The sequence below is a fragment of the Pseudoalteromonas sp. J2K-J979 genome (genome assembly GCF_058169715.2).
Map to the genome: position 1 here is coordinate 2,710,177 of NZ_CM200281.1, position 23,485 is coordinate 2,733,661.

18 protein-coding genes are annotated in these 23,485 nt (G+C 40.3%); 4 read left to right on the plus strand and 14 right to left on the minus strand.

Annotation, left to right across the window (positions count from 1 at the left end; translation table 11 throughout):
* Nucleotides 1-4 precede the first annotated feature (4 nt).
* Nucleotides 5-919, plus strand: a complete 915-nt coding sequence (gene rdgC / locus AC3KVK_RS12520; RefSeq protein WP_490311509.1) for a recombination-associated protein RdgC — start codon at nucleotides 5-7, stop codon at nucleotides 917-919.
* A gap of 63 nt (nucleotides 920-982) precedes the next feature.
* Here rdgC and AC3KVK_RS12525 read toward each other — a convergent pair whose 3' ends face one another.
* Nucleotides 983-1,822 carry an HDOD domain-containing protein gene (locus tag AC3KVK_RS12525; protein ID WP_490311510.1) on the minus strand — a complete coding sequence of 280 codons (840 nt, stop codon included), beginning with the start codon at nucleotides 1,820-1,822 and terminating at the stop codon, nucleotides 983-985.
* Between the two features lie 538 nt (nucleotides 1,823-2,360).
* Here AC3KVK_RS12525 and AC3KVK_RS12530 point away from each other — a divergent pair.
* Nucleotides 2,361-5,324 (plus strand): TonB-dependent receptor domain-containing protein, encoded by a 2,964-nt coding sequence (locus AC3KVK_RS12530; RefSeq protein WP_490311511.1) that lies wholly within the window; start codon nucleotides 2,361-2,363, stop codon nucleotides 5,322-5,324.
* Nucleotides 5,325-5,376: 52 nt separating this feature from the next.
* On the opposite strand, the gene AC3KVK_RS12535 is transcribed toward AC3KVK_RS12530, so the two are convergent.
* Nucleotides 5,377-5,772 (minus strand): HIT domain-containing protein, encoded by a 396-nt coding sequence (locus tag AC3KVK_RS12535; protein WP_490311512.1) that lies wholly within the window; start codon nucleotides 5,770-5,772, stop codon nucleotides 5,377-5,379.
* 146 nt (nucleotides 5,773-5,918) lie between these two features.
* On the opposite strand from AC3KVK_RS12535, the gene AC3KVK_RS12540 reads away from it, so the two are divergent.
* Nucleotides 5,919-8,120, plus strand: coding sequence for a S9 family peptidase (locus tag AC3KVK_RS12540; RefSeq protein ID WP_490311667.1), 2,202 nt, complete (start codon nucleotides 5,919-5,921; stop codon nucleotides 8,118-8,120).
* 59 nt (nucleotides 8,121-8,179) lie between these two features.
* Here the strand turns inward: AC3KVK_RS12540 and AC3KVK_RS12545 are convergent, their stop codons facing one another.
* Nucleotides 8,180-9,721, minus strand: coding sequence for a M17 family metallopeptidase (locus AC3KVK_RS12545; protein WP_490311513.1), 1,542 nt, complete (start codon nucleotides 9,719-9,721; stop codon nucleotides 8,180-8,182).
* A 149-nt stretch (nucleotides 9,722-9,870) separates the two neighbouring features.
* On the opposite strand from AC3KVK_RS12545, the gene AC3KVK_RS12550 reads away from it, so the two are divergent.
* Nucleotides 9,871-12,189, plus strand: a complete 2,319-nt coding sequence (locus AC3KVK_RS12550) for a methyl-accepting chemotaxis protein (protein ID WP_490311514.1) — start codon at nucleotides 9,871-9,873, stop codon at nucleotides 12,187-12,189.
* 119 nt (nucleotides 12,190-12,308) lie between these two features.
* On the opposite strand, the gene dinB is transcribed toward AC3KVK_RS12550, so the two are convergent.
* The 11 genes from dinB to AC3KVK_RS12605 all read right to left on the minus strand — a co-directional run bounded on the left by dinB (nucleotide 12,309) and on the right by AC3KVK_RS12605 (nucleotide 23,476).
* The gene (dinB, locus tag AC3KVK_RS12555; protein ID WP_490311515.1) at nucleotides 12,309-13,358 is read right to left on the minus strand and encodes a DNA polymerase IV; all 1,050 of its coding nucleotides are present in this window, start codon (nucleotides 13,356-13,358) and stop codon (nucleotides 12,309-12,311) included.
* A 73-nt stretch (nucleotides 13,359-13,431) separates the two neighbouring features.
* Nucleotides 13,432-13,644, minus strand: coding sequence for a (Na+)-NQR maturation NqrM (nqrM, locus tag AC3KVK_RS12560; RefSeq protein WP_490311516.1), 213 nt, complete (start codon nucleotides 13,642-13,644; stop codon nucleotides 13,432-13,434).
* 79 nt (nucleotides 13,645-13,723) lie between these two features.
* The gene (locus tag AC3KVK_RS12565) at nucleotides 13,724-14,755 is read right to left on the minus strand and encodes an FAD:protein FMN transferase (protein WP_490311517.1); all 1,032 of its coding nucleotides are present in this window, start codon (nucleotides 14,753-14,755) and stop codon (nucleotides 13,724-13,726) included.
* A gap of 110 nt (nucleotides 14,756-14,865) precedes the next feature.
* Nucleotides 14,866-16,092 (minus strand): NADH:ubiquinone reductase (Na(+)-transporting) subunit F, encoded by a 1,227-nt coding sequence (gene nqrF, locus AC3KVK_RS12570; protein ID WP_086742559.1) that lies wholly within the window; start codon nucleotides 16,090-16,092, stop codon nucleotides 14,866-14,868.
* Between the two features lie 17 nt (nucleotides 16,093-16,109).
* Entirely contained in the window at nucleotides 16,110-16,718 is a 609-nt protein-coding gene (nqrE, locus tag AC3KVK_RS12575; RefSeq protein WP_086742558.1) for an NADH:ubiquinone reductase (Na(+)-transporting) subunit E, read from the minus strand.
* Between the two features lie 10 nt (nucleotides 16,719-16,728).
* Nucleotides 16,729-17,361 (minus strand): NADH:ubiquinone reductase (Na(+)-transporting) subunit D, encoded by a 633-nt coding sequence (locus tag AC3KVK_RS12580; RefSeq protein WP_086742557.1) that lies wholly within the window; start codon nucleotides 17,359-17,361, stop codon nucleotides 16,729-16,731.
* A complete protein-coding gene (locus AC3KVK_RS12585; RefSeq protein ID WP_490311518.1) occupies nucleotides 17,354-18,106 on the minus strand; it encodes a Na(+)-translocating NADH-quinone reductase subunit C in 753 nt (250 codons plus the stop codon). The genes AC3KVK_RS12580 and AC3KVK_RS12585 overlap by 8 nt, the downstream gene beginning before the upstream one ends.
* Complete coding sequence (locus AC3KVK_RS12590; RefSeq protein ID WP_490311519.1) at nucleotides 18,099-19,301, minus strand: NADH:ubiquinone reductase (Na(+)-transporting) subunit B; 1,203 nt, start codon at nucleotides 19,299-19,301, stop codon at nucleotides 18,099-18,101. Before AC3KVK_RS12590 ends, AC3KVK_RS12585 begins: the two co-directional genes overlap by 8 nt.
* 2 nt (nucleotides 19,302-19,303) lie before the next feature.
* Complete coding sequence (locus AC3KVK_RS12595) at nucleotides 19,304-20,647, minus strand: Na(+)-translocating NADH-quinone reductase subunit A (protein WP_490311520.1); 1,344 nt, start codon at nucleotides 20,645-20,647, stop codon at nucleotides 19,304-19,306.
* A 408-nt stretch (nucleotides 20,648-21,055) separates the two neighbouring features.
* Entirely contained in the window at nucleotides 21,056-22,246 is a 1,191-nt protein-coding gene (gene fabV, locus AC3KVK_RS12600; RefSeq protein WP_490311521.1) for an enoyl-ACP reductase FabV, read from the minus strand.
* Between the two features lie 120 nt (nucleotides 22,247-22,366).
* On the minus strand, nucleotides 22,367-23,476 hold the full coding sequence (locus tag AC3KVK_RS12605; protein WP_490311522.1) for a TRAP transporter substrate-binding protein: 1,110 nt from the start codon (nucleotides 23,474-23,476) through the stop codon (nucleotides 22,367-22,369).
* Nucleotides 23,477-23,485 lie beyond the last annotated feature (9 nt).

Here is a 23,485-nt window from a genome sequence, read left to right on the forward strand (position 1 = left end):
TAGTATGTGGTTTAGCAACCTTATTTGTTATAAATTTAAGCAAGATATCAGTTATGCCCAAGACGAATTTGAAAAAGCACTCGAACAAGATACCTTTCGTCCATGTGGTAGCCAAGACTTAAGCACCTTCGGCTGGACTAAAGCTTTCGGTAAACATGGGCAATCTTTAAGTCACTTCTCACAAAATGCAATTTTAGTCTGTGCTAAACGTGAAGAGAAAGTGCTGCCAGCGGCGGTGATTAATGACTTATTAGCTGAAAAAATTGAACATATTGAAATCGAAGAAAATCGCCCCGTAAAGAAAAAAGAAAAAGATGAATTAAAAGAAAACCTTCTACACAGCTTACTGCCACAAGCGTTTAAAAAATCCAGTTTGCAATTTGCTTTTATCGACTTAGAAAAAGGCTGGTTAGTGGTCAATAGCGGTAGTTTTAATAAAGCTGAAGAGTTATTAGCATTACTGCGTAAATCTCTTGGCACTTTGCCTGTGGTCCCCGCTTTTGTAAATTTTGATTTAGGGCTTTTTTTAACCAACTGGCTAACTGAATTTAACCCACCAGAAGGTTTTGCAATTGGTCAAGATGCTGAATTAGTTGAAGCCGATGAAAATGGCGGACAAGTGAAACTCAAGCAGCACGACTTAGCGTCCGATGAAGTTAAAAATCACCTTGAGAACGGAAAAGTAGTGACTAAACTCGCTTTTGATTGGCGTGAACGCGTTAAATTTATGCTCCAAGATGATGGTTCAATCAAACGTCTTAACTACTCCGAAACACTTAAAGAAGAAAACGCTGATATTCCAAAAGAAGATATGGCGGTTAAACTTGATGCTGACTTTATACTGGCCAGTGAAGAGATTAAATTACTCCTTGAAGAGTTGATCAACAGCTTAGGCGAACCTGAGGATGCATTAGCTTAGACGTTTACAAAAGAAAGGCCAATTAACTTAGCTAATCGGCCTTTTTACTAAACAAACACTTCATTATGCAAATATAGCTTTTACATCTTCAAGCGTTGTTAAATATTCTTCGTCTTGCAACACTGTTAAACATGGAATAATGCCTTTATCAACGTAAACCTGCAAAGCCGCTTCTTTATCTGAAACCTGCAATAACCCCTGCTCTATGGCACCAATTCGGATAAAGTCAACATAACAAGGCTTTTCAGGGCGATAATTTGGATTTGACCAACTTTCAGCAACTTCCACGAATTCTTCCGTAAAGTCCCAAGCTCGCATAATTGAGCCACCTATTTTCCCCCCGAGCTTTTGGATAGAATGCGCTAAGAAACTCGGATTTCCAAAAACCTCTTCATGGCGTTCAGCCTCTGTCAAAATAGGTAATACACCAATGTTATAAACAAGTGCAGCTAAAGTAATGGTGTCAATATTTAAAGACGTGCGCTTGTTTTCTTTAAGATACATCTGTAATAAAGTAATGGCACTTGCTGCAACTGTTAACGTTCGTTGCCACGCTTTATCCATATAGCCTTTCACAGTTTCGTTTTTAGATACAAACAATTGCTCCATCGCCATCGCCGTTGCAATATTCTTGATTTGTCTTAACCCAATTCGAGTTACAGCTTGGTTTAACGTCGACACTTTTATGGTGCGGCCTAAAAAGGCGCTGTTTGCAATCTTAATCATCCGTGCAGCAAGTGCAGGATCATGTTGTATAACATCAGCCATCTCCATCAAGTTCACTTCAGGGTCATCAGCCGCTTTACGCACTCTAACTGCAATCTCAGGTAAAGTAGGTAACACTAAGGTATCGTTGTTTATTTTTTCAATTAAGATGGTAAGTAGAGCATTTTCTGTTGACATAAAATCCTGTTCCTTATTGCAAAATCCCCAATAAACAAGGGACTAGATAATTCTTATTATGTTTACTCAAGTATCGACCAAGAAATCGATAAAGTTAAGGAAAAAGATCATTTTTTATGATTTATTTTTTTGCCTGTTTTTTTACCCAAGTTTAAAACCAACACATTGAGCTTTACCCACTCTCTGAGAAACAGGCTCCATAAACAATTTCAAGCACAATGACCTAGCGATAAGTTCTTTTTATTAAAATTGCACCTATCAACCTCTAATTATAAAAATCCAAAAAGTTCGATTTACTACACAAAATAAATGTAACAAAATTTGTCTAAACAAGAAGATTACTCCAAGTTTAAATAAAATAAAATCATATACTTACAAAAAAAACATTACAGAATAATTTAAAAAGTTACATAATACTCATAATTACAACTACTTATATTTTGCTAAACCTTCATTCCCTGCCTACAACTAGAAGGGCTTTGCCCTTTTATCAAGGCGCAAGTTAATAATAATTAACCATTAATAACAGGGATTTATAATGCGTAACTCAACTCTTTCACAATCCATTCGTTTAGCTTTACTCTGTAGCTTATCCACTCCAGCTCTCGTTTTTAGTCAACTCAGCCTCGCTGAAGAAGACAAAGCAGATAAAGATATCGAAGTGATTGCAGTAACCGGTAGTCGAATTCGGCAAATTGGTGCCGAGTCAGTATCTCCTATTATTTCAATTGGAGAAAAAGAGCTTGCTTTTCAACAAGAACCTGAGGTTGAGCAAATTCTAAGAAATCTTCCTGCCACGATTCCTGGTGATGGAAGTAACGTTAACAACGGATCAGCTGGTGCCTCGACCATTGATTTAAGAGGGCTAGGTTCACAACGTTCATTGATTTTGATGGATGGACGAAGAATGATCCCATACAACTATAATGGTTCGGTTGACTCATCAACCATTCCAAGTGCGCTCATTAAAAGCATAGATATTGTTACTGGTGGCGCCTCAGCTACTTATGGTTCAGATGCTATCGCTGGCGCTGTGAACGTCATTTTAAAAAATGATTTTGAGGGGGTCGATTTAGATCTTAAACATGCCAGAACGGGTGACAATGATGGGGATAAAAGCAGCATTGCTCTAACTTTAGGTTCGAGCCTAGCGGATGGTAAAGGTAATGCCGCTATTTCGTTAAGTTGGATGAAACGAGATGAAGTCCGTTTGGGTGACCGACCTTTAGGCTTGCTCGGAATAGATACTGCGTCAGGTGCTAACTATGAACAATTTTTAAATGGTGAGCCGCCAGTTCCAGCTCCGAGTGAATGTAGCGCACCAAATTCTGTTGCCGCAGGCGGATCCACGACTTCAATTCCAACTCGATTTGCGATTGTGGGCGGAGGAGCTAGCGCCTCAGGGCAATTCAGAAATGACGGCTCACTGCAAAGTGATACGTGTAGCGTCTTTAACTTTAATCCCTACAATTTCTACCAAACCCCGACTGAACGTTATTCGGCTACGGCATTAGCCCATTATGATGTGAATGATGACCATCAAATTTATACAAACTTCAGCTTTACTAATACCAGTGTCGATACTCAAGTCGCACCATCAGGCACTTTTGGGGCATCCTTTGATTTACCTCTTCGAAATCCACTCATTGGCGCTCAAGCTCGTCAATTTATGATCGATGCAGGCAATAACGCATTAGCATCAAACTTGCTCAACTCAAGTAACTGGCAAGATATCAATGGGAATGGTGTAGTCGATCAAGATGACTACTTAAGAGTTCAGTTACGTCGACGGACAGAAGAATTAGGTGCACGAACTGAGCGCTATGATTCTGAACAATTCCAATTTGTAGTGGGAACCCGAGGTTTACTCGCTGGTGATTGGGAATATGATGCTTATTATCAATATGGTGAGTCAAATAGAACAACTGTAAGAGCGGGTTATACCAATTTAACTAACATTCAAAATGCGCTCGATACATTTGATGGCGTGACCTGTAACAACGGCGATGCAACCTGTGTCCCTATCAACTTATTCGGTGGCTTTGGGACAATCACGGAAGAAATGGCCGGATACGCACAAGCGATTGCTCTGCAGCAACAAAAGTATAGTCAAGAAATAGCAACCGTAATTGTTAATGGCCCAGTTGAATATATACAACTACCCACAGCTGATGCGCCTTTAGCGATGAGTTTTGGTTATGAAACACGTACCGAAAAAGGTTTATTTGAACCTGATGAGTGTTTGAAACTCGCCCCTTCAAGCTGCCAAGGTGGTGCTGGCGGAAATCAACTTCCTATCGAAGGTGGCTTTAAAGTTGATGAGTTTTTCCTTGAAGGAGCACTCCCTATCCTAGCTGATTTACCAGCAGCCCAATCGCTCGATTTAAGTTTCGGTTATCGCTGGGCTGACTACGATACAGTGGGCAACAATGAGACTTGGAAACTAGGCTTCAATTGGCGTCCAATTGACTCCGTGTTATTTAGAGTCATGCAGCAACAAGCGACTCGTGCACCAAATGTAGGTGAAATCGCCTCCCCTGTCGTTACGGGCCTTGATAACGCAAAATACGACCCTTGCTCAGTCGGGAATCCTAACGGTATTGACGCGACACTTCGTCAATTGTGTATTTCGACAGGAATGAGCGATGCACAAGTGGGCAATGTTCAAGATGTAGTGTCTGGTCAAGTCAGTGTCATTTCAGGGAGCGATCCTGCTAATCCTCCAGGTGCAGAACAAGCAGATACATTTACAGCAGGTATCGTTTGGACTCCTGAGCTTGATTTTGCCGAAGGGCTAACTTTAACAGTCGATTATTATGATATTGATATTCAAGACATCATTGGCAGTTTTTCAGCGCAAGAGATTCTCGATTCGTGTTATGTGCTCGGTGACACAACCGAATGTGCCAAAATCAAGCGAATTGGTGGCGATTTAACCGTAGCAGGAGCTGGGATCCAACAATTCACAACAAACTTGAAATACCAACGTGCTGAAGGGATCGAGGTAGGCTTCAATATCGCTTTCGATTTAACCGACTACGGACAACTTGAGTTTTCAGGCACAGCGAATAAATACCTCACACAAGAAACGCAAAGCTCAGATACACAAAGCGTGCTTGATTGTAAAGGTTACTATGGTACATCATGCGATCCTATAGCGGAGCTGCAATGGATCCAACGTACAACTTGGAACTATGAGGATACAACCGTTTCTTTACAATGGAGACACTCTGACAGTATTGAAATAGAACCAGGCGAGCGCGCAGGAGTGTTCGAAGCTTTTAGAGAAATTGATAGCTATAACTACTTTGATTTATTTGCCAGCTATACCTTTAACGAAAACACCAAGTTTACTTTTGGTATTGATAACTTGTTTGAAAAAGAGCCGCCAGTTGTTGGTAACGAAGCCGGTGATACAAGCTCTAATTCAGGAAATACCTTTCCGAGTAATTACGATGTATTAGGCCGTAAATTCAAAATGGGTGTGAAATTTCAGTTCTAACTTACGCACATTTTGTTAACAAACTAGGCATTCACGCGAATGCCTAGTTTTTTTATGCCATTAATAATTTTATTCTAGCTATTTCTTCTGGCAGATAAGGGCTTGCAGGAAACTTTCCCCATACAGGTGCAGGCCAAGCAATATCTGTTTTATAGCGAACAACATGGTGAATATGTAATTGTGAAACCATGTTGCCAAGTGCCGCGATATTAAGCTTATCAGGACTAAAGGTCTCCTGTAATAACTTGCTTAAAGTCATCGATTCTTGCCAATATAACGCTTGCTGGTCATTGGTTAAATCGGTGAACTCTGTCGCTCCTGCAATCCTAGGCACTAAAATAAACCATGGATATTGTTGATCATTCATTAGTAACACCCGGCACAGCGGCCAGTCGGCAATTAATACACAATCACGTTCAAGCTCTGGCGCTAAAGAAAAATGGCTCATACATCTCATTCATATCTGATGGTAAAGAGAGCCTATTTAACCGCAACCTGTCATTGATAGCAATTTGTTGCAGTTCAATTTGCTTACTATTACCATCAAGACACTTTTAATCCGCTCAAGGTCGCAACGTGAATAAAAAAAATACGCTGCTCGCACTCTCGCTTACCGTGATAGGTGCAACACATGCAGTTTCAGCTCAACCTCTTTCAATAGAACGTATTTTTTCTGATCCGGGTCTATCAGGAAAAGCTCCCGTCAAACTCAAGTTTTCTCCTGATGGCTCTCGAGTGACTTACTTACAAGGTAAGGTCGAGGATTACAACCGTTACGACCTGTGGGAATATAACCTAAAAGACAATAAAAACCGTTTATTAGTTGATTCTCAAGCTTTATTTTCTGGGCCTGAGTCGTTATCTGATGAAGAAAAAGCCCGTCGTGAACGTCAACGTATATTTGGTAAAGGTATTTTAGAATACACGTGGTCAAAAGATGGCACGGCCCTACTGTTTCCTCTTAATGGCGATTTGTATTACTACAGTTTGAAAGATGCAAAAAGCAAAAAGCTCACCAATACACCTCAATTCGAAACTGATGCACGCTTCTCGCCTAAAGGTAATTTTGTTTCGTTTATTCGTGATCAAAATTTATATGCGTTAAATATCAACTCAGGTCAAGAAGTTCAGCTCACTAAAGATGGGGGCGGCGTCATTAAAAATGGCATGGCCGAATTTGTCGCCCAAGAAGAAATGAGCCGTATGACCGGCTATTGGTGGGCGGGCGATGAATCAAAAATAGCTTTCACTCGTGTTGATGAAACCCCTGTAGCCGAGGCTATTCGAAATGAAATTTACGCTGAAGAAGTCAAACTTTTTAATCAACGTTATCCATTTACTGGAACAGCAAATGTTGATATTCAATTAGGTGTGGTCACGTTGAATAAGCAACAGATTGACTGGATAGATTTAGGTGCAGATAAAGACATCTACATTGCTCGCGCTAAATGGTTAAAAGACAGTCAGACGTTATCTTATCAATGGCAAGACCGCTCTCAGCAAACTCTTGAATTGCGTTTTTATAATACCAGTAACAAACAGCAATCAGTGGCATTGACTGAAAAAAGTGAGACCTGGATAAACCTTCATAAAGATTTACGCTTTTTAGATGATAAAGAACATTTCATCTGGGCGTCTGAACGAGATGGTTTTAAACACCTGTATTTATACAAAGTGAATGGCGAACTAGTCCGTCAAATAACTCAAGGTGATTGGATTGTAGATGGAATAAAAAGCATTGATGAAACAAAAGGCCTGGTTTACTTTTCTGGCCGTGCTGATTCTGTGTTAGAAAGCCATTTATACACCACCCCTTTATTCAAAGAAGGAAAAATAGTTCGTATTACAGAGTCAGGTTCCTATCATAATGTTGTGATGGCTGATGACCATCAATCCTTTATAGATAGCTTTTCATCTGTAAACCAACCAACATCTGTTGCACTACGAAAAAGCAATGGTGAATTTATTACTTGGCTTGAACAAAATAAATTAGATGATAGCCACCCACTTTCACCATACTTACCTCAGTTTGTCACCCCAGAGTACGGTACCTTAACAGCGAATGACGGCCAAATTTTAAACTACCGCTTATTCAAACCAGTTCAGCTGAAAAAAGGTGTTAAACACCCTGTTATTGTCAATGTCTATGGTGGCCCACATGCACAACGAGTAACCAATAGCTGGCGCAGCAAAAACTTATATTTTCAATATATGGTTCAGCAAGGGTACGTGGTATTCCAACTAGATAATCGAGGTTCATATAACCGTGGTAAAAAGTTTGAAGACGCTATCTATAAGCACTTAGGTGTGGTTGAAGTAGACGATCAAATTACTGGGGTTGAGTTTCTTCGTACCTTAGATTACGTTGATGCAAATCGCATTGGTATTTATGGTCATAGTTATGGTGGCTATATGGCACTGATGGCCATGTTTAAAGCGGGAGATTATTTCCAAGCAGGCGTATCAGGTGCACCCGTTACCGATTGGGCACTGTATGACACACATTACACAGAGCGTTATTTAGGTCACCCAGAAACTAATGCAAAAGGTTATGAAGCCAGCGCTGTATTCCCATACGCCGATAACTTAAAAGGCCCATTGCTTATTTACCATGGGATGGCCGATGATAACGTCTTGTTCACTCATGCGACAAAAATGTTCAAAGTCCTACAAGACAAAGTAAAGCCATTTGACATGATGACTTACCCAGGCTCAAAGCACAGCTTAAGAGGCAAAGAAGTACAAACGCACTTACACCAAACAATCACCCAATTCTTTGATCGAGAATTTAAGTAGTAACCAAAAAAGAGCTAACCTAAGTTAGCTCTTTTTTCTTAACGATTTAATCAACACGTTTAAAGGCAGTAAGTAGTAAAAAAGCTCGTCAACGATGCGGCTGTCGGTTTACCATTTTGCCAATCCCCGCCTTCGACACCACTCCCTGCAATATCAACGTGAACATACGGAAGGGGTTGCTCAGAGTCTAAGCCATGTTTATCTAGCCCTGAGGCTATCGCCAAAAATGCCATAGGGAACTGATGACCACGTGCCGTAATTGCTGATGGCGCACTGTTACTTGACATGACATCATCGGCTAAAGTACGAGGACGAATAAAATCATAATCTTCACGGCGACTGCGAGATACCTCACTGCCATCCGCCCACAAATCGCCTTGCTGAGCAAAAGTGGCAGATAAGCGCTGTGCTAACGCAGGGCCGTTTTCGACTAAAGCTGTGTAAGGACCCATAGCACGTGCTGCATGACCCGTTAAGGTGGCAACTGTAAACAACTCTGGATTAATCTCATTCTTAGCGACTTCTTTGAGTTCATGCAGTAAATCACCCATAGCTAAGCGGCCTTCAGCATCTGTATTTCCAATTCTAACTCGTACACCCGCACGGCTTGTCACAATTTCATCCGGCACAAAACAATCTGAACCAATTGAATTACGAACCACCGCTAGCATTGCGACCACTTTCACCCCTTTAGGCTGATATTCAGCGATGGATTTCATTAATCCTGCGACTGATGCAGCACCGCCCTTATCTCGGCTCATGCCAGCCATCGCACCACCCACCTTTAAGTCTGCACCACCGGTGTCATAAACTAAGCCCTTGCCGACAATAAGTAATGTTTTGTGGATCTCACCTTCAGGGATATACGTCATTTTGACCACACGAGGGTGATGACGTTCCACCGCATAAGAAGCACGTGCGACTGTGCTAAGCATTGGATACTGATCATCAATAAACTTCAAATCAGCAATCACTTCAGTCGCTACAGGAGAGTCAGCAAATAAATCGACGCAATATTGAGCAAAGTTTGGAGGTGACATACGCTCAGGCTCAGTGCCACACAAATCTCGAGCGGCTGTTTGACCTTTCGCTAACGCACTGAGCTGCTTTATCTGTTCTTCACTCGCGCCAACTAACGCTAACTTTTTAATTGGGCTGATAGCCTCACCGTGAAACTCTCGCGCTTCAAGCGGCTGCCAAAGCGCTTGTTCGACCCCTAAATAAGCCACAGAAGCAGCGTGGGTAAATTTGGCATCTAAACCTGCACTTATTACATGTAAAATTGGCGCTGTACTACCCGCTAATTTGGCTTCATTAATCCCGAGTTTTGCCGCATCGAAAAAGCGCCTCACATCATCATAATCACGAGATAGACTGCCTGTTGGCGCGAGGATTAAACGCTTCCCGGGTACATGCTCACAAATTAAAGTAACAACTTGCTTACCGATACGTTGATCTATTAACTGAGACTGTTGAATATGAGCTGATATTTGAGGGGATGTCACTTTAGAAAAATCATCAGCGATAATAATTAACGCATCAAAATCTGTACTGTGCAGAAAGTCATCGGCACCAATAGTGGACAAAATAAGCTGAGACATAGTGAAACTCTTAAACAAGAAAGGAAATCAAATTATCGCAAAACAATATGGGAATACCAAGCAATTAAAAGATTCGAAAAGGTCAAAAAAATATCAACTTCACTTTGTTGGACTATACTTCACTAACAAATAAGTGCGAGCTGCAAATTATGAATTTAAAAACCAAAATCACCTCAAGTTTTTCCATTCTTGTTGCTATCTCATTGGTTGTGTTATCAATCATTTTAGGTAGTTATAGTACTAATAAAGCAAGTGAAGCATTAGAAGGTCAAATACATCAACGCTTAATTGGTCTCAGGGATGCTAAAAAAGAGCAGCTGACTGATTATTTTACCTTGATAGACAATCAACTCATTACACTTGCAAGCAGCGAAACATTAATTGATGCTGCTTCAGAGTTTATCAAAGCATTTCACAACATAGAAAGCGAGGTGAGCAATAAAGCTATAAAGACGTATTATGAAAATGATTTTTCTACCCAATACTCAGAAAAAAATGGCTCACAAATTGATAGTAAAAAATTACTCAATCAATTAGACCGGCAGGCTATTTTTTATCAAAACAATTACATAGCTAAAAACTCTCACCCATTAGGTAGTAAAAATAAACTCATGTCATCAGAGGGGGCAAGCCAATACAATGAATTACATGCTCGCTATCACCCATTTTTAAATGATTATTTAGCTCGTTTCGGATATTACGACATTTTCCTAATTGACGCGCAAACAAGTCATGTCATCTATTCCGTCTATAAAGAATTAGATTACGCAACCTCGATGAATGATGGCCCCTTTAAAGACAGCGGCTTAGCGAATGTATTCCATGCTGCAAACGCACTCACTGAGGGAGATGTCGCGTACGAAGACTTCGAACAATATCTCCCCTCCTATCAAGCACCCGCAGCATTTATCGGCACCCCCATATTTGCCAATAATAAAAAAATCGCAGTGCTCGTTTTTCAAATGCCAATCGATAAAATAAATGATATCACCACATATGGGCAGCAATGGTCACAAAGGGGCTTGGGGAACTCTGGTGAAACATATTTAGTTGCAAGCGATAATACGATGCGAAGCGAAGGCCGCCTGTTAATCGAAAATAAAGAAAGGTACCTAGATAGCATAAAGAAAACAAATCTTAATCAGGAGGCTATCGACAATATCGACTTGAAAAATACGACTGTTGGGTTTCAACGTATCAAAAATAATGCAATTGATCGCGCATTGGCCGGAGAGTCTGGAGTCACGACCATAATTAACTTTCAACAAGAACCCTTGATTACTGCATATACGTCATTCGACATTCATGGTCAAAAGTGGGCACTGGTTAGTGAAATAAGCCAGGTAGAAGCATTTTCAGATATTGACCAGTTTGCATCGAATATCTCATTTATCACATTAGCAACTACAGCGATCATGCTCTTACTTGCCTTTTTTGCCGCCATACTGCTAAGTAATTTTATTGTTACACCGATTAGAAAACTGAGCAGATTTATCAAAAACACAGCAAATACAATGGATTTGAGCCAACGTGTAAACCAAAGTGATATAACTGAAGATGAGGTTGGCATCGTAATGACCTCTTTTAACCAAATGCTCGATACCTTTGATCAAACACTACAAACAGTCACAAATGCGTCATTACATTTAAGCGAAGACTTAACCACTTTACAAAAGCATTTCAAAGAAATAACCACTAAAACTCAGCTCCAAACTGATTTAACAATTCAGATTTCAGCTGCAATGGAGGAAATGGCCACAACTTCTGAAGATGTTGCGTACAATGCCCAGCAAACAAGTGATGCAAGCCACAACGCAGTAGAAGAAGCGCAGAATGGTAATGTAAACGTGCAAAAAAATCTCGATGCAACCAAACAGCTTTCAGACGCAATGGCTGCAACAAGCAAGCAAATGTCTGAACTAGAAGAAAAGACTCAAAGTATTACCAGCGTACTTGAGGTGATCCGTAATATTGCAGACCAAACTAACTTACTTGCATTAAATGCAGCAATAGAAGCTGCCCGCGCCGGAGAGCAAGGCCGTGGTTTTTCTGTGGTAGCAGATGAAGTGAGATCCTTAGCCCAACGGACACAAGAATCAACCGCAGAAATAAATGTTATCATTCATGCCTTACAGCAAGGCTCTGAAAATTCTATGCAAGCAATGCAGGTATCACATGATCTTGCTGAGCATACGTTAAAATCAGCTGAAAATGCAGGGGTGAGTTTAAACTCAGTCAATGAGCAAATTCATAAAATTGAAGCATTTAATGAGCAAATGGCCACCGCCGCAACAGAGCAAAGTGCCGTTGCAAGAGATGTAACTAAACAAGTTTCTGAAATTACGCATCTCGCAAGTGACAATGATTCAAGTATCCAAAAAGCCAATCACTCTGTCGGCAAAGCACTCGATGAATCAAATGAAGTTCAAAAACAAATAGATAAGTTTAAACTCTCAAAGAGAGTTTAAATTAAGTAAATCTAAGCCGACTCAAAGAATATCCAATAGATAATTCATCAATTCACTTTGTCTGATTTATTCAAAGTGAATTGAGTTTTAAATAGCTAACGAATCAGTTGAATTAGTCATTAACAATCTAACTCTAATTGCGGGCTTTCCATTACTGATGATATCCCGACCCCTAAGCCAAGCAAACGCACTGACTTTTGTCCTCCTCGAGCAATTGCTTTAATCATCAAGTTTTCAAACGTTGTTTTATCTAAATTTGTAGACGAAACATCAGCTGTCGTTGTAATAAAGTCAGAAAACTTTACTTTAACTGAAAGCTTATTAATTCGATTAAGTAAGTTTTGATTGTGTAACCTTCTTTCTAGCTCCTTTAATAATATGGGGATCTTATCTGTGCAATTTTTCACACTGACTAAATCAAATTCATAAGTATGCTCAACACTTAATGACTTTCTTACTCGTTCGATTTGAACGTTTCCTTCAGACAAACCTGCACACTTTCGATATAAAGACGAACCGAATTGCCCAAAGCGACTTACAAGCCAACTTTCGTCACGCTCGAGTACATCTTGGCCACGATAGAGTCCCATGACGTGTAGCTTATTTAAGGTCACTTTACCCACTCCAGGTATTTTAGCTAAATCCAGCTCAAACAAAAAATGTGAAACTTGCTCTGGATTGACAACATATTGGCCATTTGGTTTATTTAAATCGCTCGCTATTTTGGCCACAAACTTGATAGGAGCCACCCCGGCAGACGCTGTCAGTCCAGTAGTTTGAAAAATTTGCTCTCGAATCGCTTGTGCCATTAATGTCGCACTACCAGCACAAAACTGCGAATTTGTTACATCTAAATAAGCTTCATCAAGTGATAACGGTTCAACTAAATCCGTATATTGATTAAATATGGTTCTAATTTGCTTTGAAACATCTTTATAAACCTGCATTCGTCCTGGTACCATAATTAACTCTGGGCACAGTTTTTTTGCTTGATAATTAGACATAGCAGATCGCACGCCATACTGGCGAGCTATATAATTTGCTGTAGAAATAACCCCACGACGGCTATCACTACCAATTGCAATCGGTTTGTCTACAAGATCGGGGTTATCACGCATTTCAACAGCTGCGTAAAAACAATCCATGTCGATATGTATAAATTTTTTCATACTGACAATGATTACTGTTCATTTATACAGTGTCAATTATTTTAGATACAAAAAAAGCGCTTACGCGCTTTCTTTACAAAATTTGGTTTTGTTTCCAAACTTCTTCTTTTGCCATTCGCTTTTTGCGTTTATCGCATGGATTATCACAATCGCATGCCTTTTCGACACCAACAGCACCTAAGCCACCACAGCTACTTGCCATTGATTTTTTTTGTACTACCATACCTACTGCCATAGCGGCAATCACAACCATAAACAATACAAACGTCAGTATAAATAAAGACATTTTTCGCCCCAATACTCAATCATTACCTATAATACCCGTGCTAATTATAGCCTTTTACATGATTAAAATCCCAGTTTTTCTATAGATAAGGTGTAAAAGCTGGGCTCGAATAAGTAGCTAAACCCGAATTTGTTTTTGAAATAAAATACGCGGCAATATTATTTTTTTCAACGTACGCTTTTGCCTGAACAGTGCCCATTGCCAGTAATGCAGTTGCTAAACCGTCAGCCGTCATGGCTGAAGGAGAAAGTACGGTTACTGAGACCAAATCTTGGACAATAGGCTTCCCTGTGGTTGGGCTGATGATATGAGCAAATGTTTGCCCATCTAACTGATAATAAATCCGATAATCACCAGACGTGGCCACTGCCATGGTACCTGGCTTAAAAGTTTTGTGGATTACTCTTTGATCAAGAGTCGGGTCTGGCTCTTCAATGGCAATAACCCAATCTTCCCCATTGGCTTTTTTACCTGATAGACGCAACTCACCCCCAATTTCTACCATATAATTAGTGAGATTTTTTTGTTCTAGTAACTGCGCTACTTTATCAATGCCATAACCTTTAGCTATTGCTGAAAAGCTAACTTCTAGATCTGGTATTGATTTTGCTAGTCCCTGCTCATTAAGTATTAATTTATCGACTCCAATGCGCTTTTGAATCAGTTTAAGCGTCTCATCTTCGGGAATTTTTACCGGGTGTTTATTAGGACCAAATCCCCATAAATCAATTAAAGGCCCCATAGTGACGTCGAGTGCACGTGTACTTTTACCTAAACGAATCGATTCAGCTACCACAATGCGAAAGTCATCAGATATTTGAAATGGCGTGGTGAGTCGCGATTGATTAAACAGTGATATTTCAGAGTCAGGAATATAAGTCGACATTGATTGATTAACTTGTGCCAAGACATCGGTAACTTCTGAATATAAATTTATCGATTGCATTTGCTCAACAGGCACAAATACTTTAACTGTAAATGTAGTACCCATTGTTTTACCTTGAAGCAAGACCTCTTGTACCCGTTCATTATCTTTCGCTGGCTCGCAGCCTTGTAAAAACAGGGCTATCAACAAGATACTTATTAAGCTAAACCAATTCAAGCTCTTCATTTTATTCCTCAACACTTTCAAATCGATACAAAAAAGGCTTCTTATCTACTATTGTAAATAAGAAGCCTATATTACCCTAATAATTTCTATTATGGGTCTAAACTTTTTGGCTAGCCACCGAAGTCATCTAATAAGATATTTTCTTCTTCAACACCTAGTTCTTTGAGCATATTGATAACCGCAGCATTCATCATTGGAGGACCACACATGTAGAACTCACAATCTTCAGGTGCTTCGTGATCTTTCAGGTAGTTCTCGAATAACACGTTGTGGATGAAGCCTGTGTAACCTTCCCAGTTATCTTCTGGTTGCGGATCTGATAGTGCGCAGTGCCATACGAAGTTGTCATTTTCGGCTGCTAACCCATCAAAATCTTCAACGTAAAACATTTCACGCTTAGAACGAGCACCATACCAGAAGCTCATCTTACGCTTAGAGTTTAAACGTTTAAGCTGATCGAAAATGTGTGAACGCATTGGGGCCATACCTGCACCACCACCAACAAAGACCATTTCAGCGTCAGTGTCTTTAGCGAAGAACTCACCAAATGGACCAGAAATCCATACTTTATCACCTTCTTTTAATGACCATATGTACGAAGACATTTTACCACAAGGAAGTGACAAATTATTTGGCGGCGGAGAAGCGATACGCACGTTTAGCATAATAATGCCTTCTTCTTCTGGATAGTTAGCCATTGAGTATGCGCGGATTGTTTCCTCGTCTACTTTTGACTCCAGATTGAAGAAACCAAAATGCTCCCAGTCACCACGGTATTCTGCAGGGACATCAAAGTCTGCATATTTAACATGATGTGGTGGCGCCTCAATTTGAATATAACCACCAGCACGGAAAGGCACCGACTCGCCATCAGGGATTCCAAGCTTCAGCTCTTTGATGAATGTTGCTTTGTTATCGTTAGAGATAACTTCACATTCCCATTTTTTAACACCGAAAATTGATTCTTCTAATTCAATTTCCATATCTGTTTTCACATTTACCTGACAGGCTAAACGACAACCTTCGCGCGCTTCGCCTTTAGAGATATGATCAAGTTCAGTCGGTAATATATCACCACCGCCTGAATGAATGTGAACACGACACTGACCACAAGAGCCACCGCCACCACAGGCTGATGATACAAAAATACCAGCGTCAGCGAGTGCGCCTAGTAGTTTGTTACCTGCAGATGTTTTAATTGCTTTATCAGCATCGCCATTGACACCGATGATAATGTCACCACTGGCCACTAACTTAGATTTAGCTGCAATAATAACTAAAACAAGTAGTACCACGATAGCGGTGAACATACCTACGCCTAAATATACCTCAAGCATGATTTTTCCTTGCTACCTTAAAGTGAAATACCAGAAAATGACATAAAACCAAGACCCATCAGACCAACAGTAATAAAGGTAATACCTAAACCACGAAGTCCATCAGGAATATCAGCATATTTCATTTTTTCACGAATACCTGCAAGTGTTGCAATTGCAAGTGCCCAACCCACACCAGAGCCAATACCATAAACCACTGATTCAGTGAAGTTATAGTTACGCTCGACCATGAAAGATACCGCACCAAAAATCGCACAGTTAACTGTGATTAATGGTAAAAAGATACCTAATGCATTGTATAGTGCAGGGAAAAACTTATCTAAGGCCATTTCTAGAATTTGCACAAGTGCTGCAATAACACCGATAAATGTTAGGAAACGCAAGAAGCTTAAGTCAGCTTCAGGAAAGCCCAACCATTCAAGTGCGCCTGGAGCCAACACCGCGTGGAAAACGAGGTTATTAACGGGTACTGAAATACCTAGTACGAAGATAACAGCGACACCTAAACCGATCGAAGTTGTAACTTTTTTCGATACAGCCAAAAATGTACACATACCTAAGAAGAATGATAACGCTAAGTTTTCAATGAAAACTGCTTTAACAAATAAACTAATATAATGTTCCATTGTTCTCTCCTTAACCTTTCGCTTCTACTTGGTCTTTCTTGTAAGTACGAAGTACCCAAATGAATAAACCAATGATGAAGAAAGAACTTGGCGGAAGAATCAGTAAGCCCATAGGCTGATACCAACCACCATCAGACACTAATGGTAAAATTTCAGCACCAAATAGTTTACCTGAACCAAATAACTCACGAATAAAGCCGACAGTGATTAATACCACTGAATAACCCAATCCATTACCAATACCATCTAAAAATGACATGAGTGGTGGTGACTTCATTGCATATGCTTCTGCACGACCCATTACGATACAGTTAGTAATAATCAAACCAACAAATACAGATAGTTCTTTAGCTGTCGCATAAGAGAATGCCTGCAATACTTGGTCAACAATGATTACTAACGATGCAATGATGGTCATTTGCACGATAATACGAACACTTGAAGGAATCTGATTACGGATCAATGAAATGAACATGCTTGAAAAAGCCGTCACTAATGTCAAAGCTATTGACATAATTACCGCATTTTTAAGACTTGAAGTAACCGCTAACGCAGAACAAACACCTAGTACTTGAAGTGCAATTGGGTTATTGGCAAAAACCGGTCCAAATAAAACCGACTTCATTTCTTTAGTATTAGCCATTATTCAATGCTCCTTGACGAACTTTAGCAAGGAAAGGACCGAAGCCGTTTTCACCTGTCCAGAACTTAAAGGTATTATCAACACCCTTAGACGTTAATGTAGCACCCGATAAACCATCTACCTTGTGAACATCACCCGCAGCATTTGCTTTTACGATATCAACAGGAAGTTGTTTACCTTCCCACGTAGACACCCATTTTGCATTCTGAATTTCGCCACCTAAGCCAGGCGTTTCAAAGTGCTTATAGAAGTTAATTGATTTAATCGTTTTAGTATCTGGCTCAAGCGCGATAAAACCAAACATTACACCCCAGAGACCGTAACCTTGCACAGGAAGAATGATAGACTCAACAGCACCTTGAGCATTTTTAGCAAAGTACACAGGAGACTCAGTCGTCATACGCTGAATCCCTGCTGTATCTGTTTCTTTGTCTAATTTAACACTGCGTTTTGCGTCAAATTTTGATTTCTCAAAATCAAAGCTATTTGGATCAGTATCGACAAACTCACCTGTTTTCATGTTGACAACACGTGCTTCAATGTTCTTCTCAAACACTGCTTTTACGTCTGTTACATCAGCGAAGCCAGCTGCAGCTAAAATATTACGTTGAATATCTTTCGCTTTGTTCTCGTCTTGGAAAGGACGTAATTGAACTGAAGCAAACGATACAAAGATCGCACACACTAAACAAAGTGCAACAACGACGCCAAGCGTTTTACCAATAGATTCGTTATTACTAGACATTGCGTGCTAACCTCCTCTTGATGTTAGACTGCACAACGAAGTGATCGAATAACGGCGCAAACAAGTTAGCAAATAAAATCGCTAACATCATACCTTCTGGATATGCAGGGTTTACAACACGGATCATCACAACCATAAAACCAATTAAGATACCGTAAGACCACTTACCACGGTCAGTGAATGATGCAGATACTGGGTCTGTCGCCATGAAGAACATACCAAACGCAAATCCACCTAACACTAAATGCCAATGCCAAGGCATTGAGAACATAGCATTTGTTTCAGAACCAATTGCATTTAGTAAGAACGACGTGGCTACCATACCTATCATTACACCCACAACAATGCGCCATGAAGCAATGCGGACATAGATTAAGAATAAACCACCAAGCATGATCGCTAGCGTTGACGTTTCACCTACTGAACCTTGAATAAAACCATAGAAAGCGTTTAACCATAATTCCATATTGCTGTAATCAATGCTTCCAACAACAGCTTGACCTAACATAGTTGCACCTGAAAATGCATCTACTGCAGTCCACACTGTATCACCTGAAATTTGAGCTGGGTAAGCGAAGAATAAAAAAGCACGACCAGCAAGCGCAGGATTTAAGAAGTTACGGCCCGTACCACCAAATACTTCTTTAGCGATTACCACACCAAAGGTAATACCTAGTGCAACTTGCCATAAAGGAATAGTTGCAGGAAGAATCAATGCAAATAACACCGAAGTTACGAAGAATCCTTCATTCACTTCGTGCTTGCGCACTGAGGCGAAAATTACTTCCCAAAAGCCACCTACAGCAAATGTAACAGCGTAAATAGGTAAGAAGAAACATGCACCATAAAACATTTTGGCGCCCCAGCCTGCATCAGCAGTCAACTCACCACCAAGCATTTGGAACAAGCCTACTTGCCATGTATTGGCCAGTTCAAAACCACTCGCTAATGCAGCTGTCGCTTGATGACCAATATTAAACATTCCAAAAAACATAGCTGGGAATGTTGCCATCCACACTAAAATCATGATGCGTTTTAGGTCGATGTTGTCACGAACGTGTGAACCATTTTTAGTCACTAGGCCCGGAGTATAAAAAATAGTCGCTGCAGCTTCGTAAAGCGCATACCATTTTTCATATTTTCCACCTGGTTCAAAGTTAGGTTCAATTTTCTCTAAATAATTTTTTAAGCTCATTATTAACCTTCCTTCTCAATTGTTGTCAGGCAGTCACGAAGGATCGCTCCATATTCGTATTTACCAGGACAAACGAAGGTACATAACGCTAAATCTTCTTCATCTAATTCCAACGCACCAAGAGAGATAGCCCCATCTAAGTCACGAGAAATAAGGTCTCGCAATAAAAGCGTGGGTAAAATATCTAATGGCATGACCCGCTCGTAGTTACCAATTGGCACCATAGAACGATTAGAACCACCCGTTGACGTTGTCATATTAAACAAGCGTTTAGGTGATAAATGCGATAAAAATGTACGCGTAACCGAGAACTTTTTGCTACCAGGAACAATCCAACCAAACAGTTCTTTCTCACGGCCTTCAGCCAAGACAGAAACTTGGTTATGATAACGACCTAAGTAAGCTTGAGGGCCCGCAGCAGTATTACCAGATAAAACTGAACCTGAAATAATACGGTTTTCACCATCTTCAAGTTCACCTGATACTAATTCAGTCAAAGAAACGCCTAGTCTAGTTTTAATTAAACGAGGGTTTTTAACCGAAGGACCAGCTAAAGAAACAACGCGATCAGTGAAAATTTCACCAGTAAGGAATAACTTACCAAACGCTATAACGTCTTGATAACCAAGATGCCATACTTGCTTGCTCATAGAAACTGGATCTAAGTGGTGGATATGAGTCCCCACTAAACCTGCAGGATGAACACCACCAAACTCATGCACTTCAACAGAAGCAATCGATGAGCTAGGCACTGAACTACCTGACGTTTTACAAACAAACACTTTGCCATCAGTTAAGCGAGAAACCACAACTAAACCAGCTTCAAATGCTTCGCTATGCTCAGCAATCACAACTGCAGGGTCTGCAGCTAGCGGGTTAGTATCACTTGCAGTAACAAAGATTGAGCTCGGATTTGCATCCAACGCTGCCACTTTACTGAAAGGGCGTGTTCTCAACGCCGGCCACTGGCCTGATTCGACAAGTACTTCTTTGACTTTTTCACGGTCAAGGTTCGCAAGCTCACCCGCCGAAAATGAGTCAAAGGTGATCTGCTCGTTGCCATCAAGTTCTATGACAACCGACTGCAGAACACGCTTAGCACCACGGTTAATTTCTTTAACTACGCCAGAAGCTGGAGCAGTATATTTGACGCCTGGGTTCTTTTTATCAACAAAAAGAACTTGGCCTTTTTTGACTTGGTCATCCACGCGAACTTGCATGGTAGGACGCATTCCGATGAATTCTTCACCTAGCACAGCCACTCGTTTGACGGCAGAGCCATCATGAATAACTTGCTGAGGTGCGCCTTCAATAGGAAGATCCAGACCTTTTTTTATATTGATCATACGCACTTGCATTACATTAACGGAAAGAAACTGAAAATTCTGCTTACTGTGAAAACCAACTTATTTTTAAGTCCACTCAAGTACACCGCTCGATAAATATTTTTTATCAAACAGTGATAGGTTACACAGTGAAACCCACACATATCCACCGAATTTTAACATTATTAAGCATGGTTATGCGAGCCAATTTATGAAAATTCTTCTTACAAATGACCTAATTGAAGTACATATTTTGTACCACGCAATTTTTCAAGAAATAAAATAATAAAAATGATTTAACTTTATAAATGTCAATAGGCTATTTAGCTAAACCGAGCACGAAGGCTTATTTTTAAAATTGCACTCATCATTGTAGTGGCTTTAAAAAAAAAGGCCGCATTATGCGACCTTTTATTTTATTGTTTTGATTTAAAGCATTTGCTCAATTGGTGTTAATGAGTTCACATCCGCATCATAATCAACTGAGTCGATACCAAAACCGAATAATCGTAAAAACTCATTGTGGTAACCCACATAGTCAGTTAGCTCATCAATGGTGTCGGTAGTCACTGAGTCCCAAACAGTTTGAATTCGTGCTTGCACATAATCTTCAAGTTCTTTGTAATTTTGGAATAAATGGCCATCAGCATCTAAGCGCGGCGAATTTCCATACAGATTTTCATTAAACAAACCATGAATCTGCTCAATTGTCCCTTCATACGTACCATCCGCTTTCATCACTTTGAACAACGCAGAAATGTACAAAGGCATGATTGGAATAGCCGAACTTGCTTGTGTTACTACGGCGTTTAGAGATGAAACATAAGCCTCACCCTTTAAATGACGTGTGCTGTGCTTAATTGCAGAAGCAGCGCGATCTAAATCTTCTTTAGCTTTACCGATAGTCGCATGACCATAAATAGGCCAAGTCAACTCTTTGCCGATGTAAGTATAGGCTGTGGTTTTAAAGTTTTCAGCCAAGACATCGGCATCTTTTAGTGCATTTAACCAAAGCTCCCAATCTTCACCGCCCATTACTTTTACAGTGTTCGCAATTTCATCTTCATTGGCTGCTTCAACCGTAATTTCATCAATAACACGCTTTGACGTATTCAAATTTTTAGTCGTCACTGACTTACCAATTGGCTTTAGAGTTGATGAATAAACATCCCCCGTGGCAGGATCGGTACGACGCGGTGATGCCAGACTATAAATGACCAAATCAATTTTGCCCATTTCAGCTTGAATCGCTGCAATGGTTTTTTCTTTGATTTCGTTAGAAAACGCATCGCCATTAATACTTTTAGCCCACAAACCTTCGGCTTCAGCTGCGTGATGAAAAGCAGCTGAGTTATACCAACCAGCAGAACCAGTTTTTGTCTCAGTGCCTTCTTTTTCGAAGAAAATACCCAAAGTTTTTGCTTGAGAACCAAATGCAGCAGTGATACGTGATGCTAAACCATACCCAGTTGAAGCACCGATCACTAACACATTTTTTGGACCATTTTCTAACGCACCTTGCGCTTTGACATAGTCAATTTGTTCTTTTACATGTTCAGCACAGCCAACAGGGTGTGCATTGGTGCAGATAAATCCACGGATTTTAGGCTTGATTACCATTATTTGATTCCATATCTATCACATAAAATTGCCTGCTAGTTTAAATCACATTCAGGCAAAACAGGTCTGATCAGCGCCAGATTACAAAAAAAAGACGCTAATGAGTATTAAAAACACGGCTTAATCTCTATTTAAGTAATAAGCCTTCTCTGAAATTGTATGATACTGAGAGACTTGCTGTAAAAAGTCATTATACGCCGTCCAAATTTCGCGCATTTTATCATCACTCGCCACTTGTTCTTTCATTACTTCTTTCATCGCTTGCTTAAGTGCTAGCATTACTTGCGGTGGTAGTGGTCGAATATCAACCTGATGCTTAGTCTTTAATTGCTCGAGAGCTTGATTATTTCGTGCGGTGTATTCATCTAACATATCTGTGTTTGCGACACGCATCGCAGCATTAACAATCGCTTGTAAATCTTCAGGAAGATGTTCAAATGCTGTTTTATTAATTAAAAACTCTAAATTTGCACCAGGCTCATGCCAACCCGAGTAATAATAATACTCAGCCGCTTTATTCAAGCCAAATGCCAAGTCATTATATGGACCCACCCATTCGGTGGCATCTATCGCCCCAGTTTGCAAAGCAGTAAATAACTCACCACCCGTCAACGAAACAGGCACCCCACCTAGTTTTTTCAACACTTCGCCACCTAAGCCAGGTATGCGCATTTTCAGACCTTTGAGATCTTCGACTGTGTTGATCTCTTTTTTAAACCAGCCAGCAAGTTGCACCCCTGTATTGCCACCAGCCGCAGGGATTAAATTAAAGGGAGCGTAAAGCTCTTGCCACAGTTTTAGGCCACCACCATAATGCAACCAGCCATTCACTTCTTGTGCATTCATTCCAAATGGAATCGCGGTAAAAAATTGGGCCGCCGGAATTTTTCCCTTCCAATAATATGCTGCGCTGTGCCCCATTTCTGCAGTTCCTGCAGAAACAGTATCAAAGACTTCAAAGCCAGGAACCAGCTCTCCAGCACCAAAGACTTTAATTTTTAAACGGCCATTACTCATTTTTTCAACATTTTTCGCAAACCGTTCAGGGGCCGTGCCTAATCCCGGGTAATTCTTTGGCCAACTCGTGACAAGTTTCCATTCAATTGTCTCAGCCTGTGGCTGGTTATGTGCTACTACGTTTAGATTTGGCTTTATTTGCGAATTATCGCCACAACCACCCAATATTAGAGCGAATGCAACACAACAAAGCGGGATTATTTTTTTAGTCATTTCTTTCCC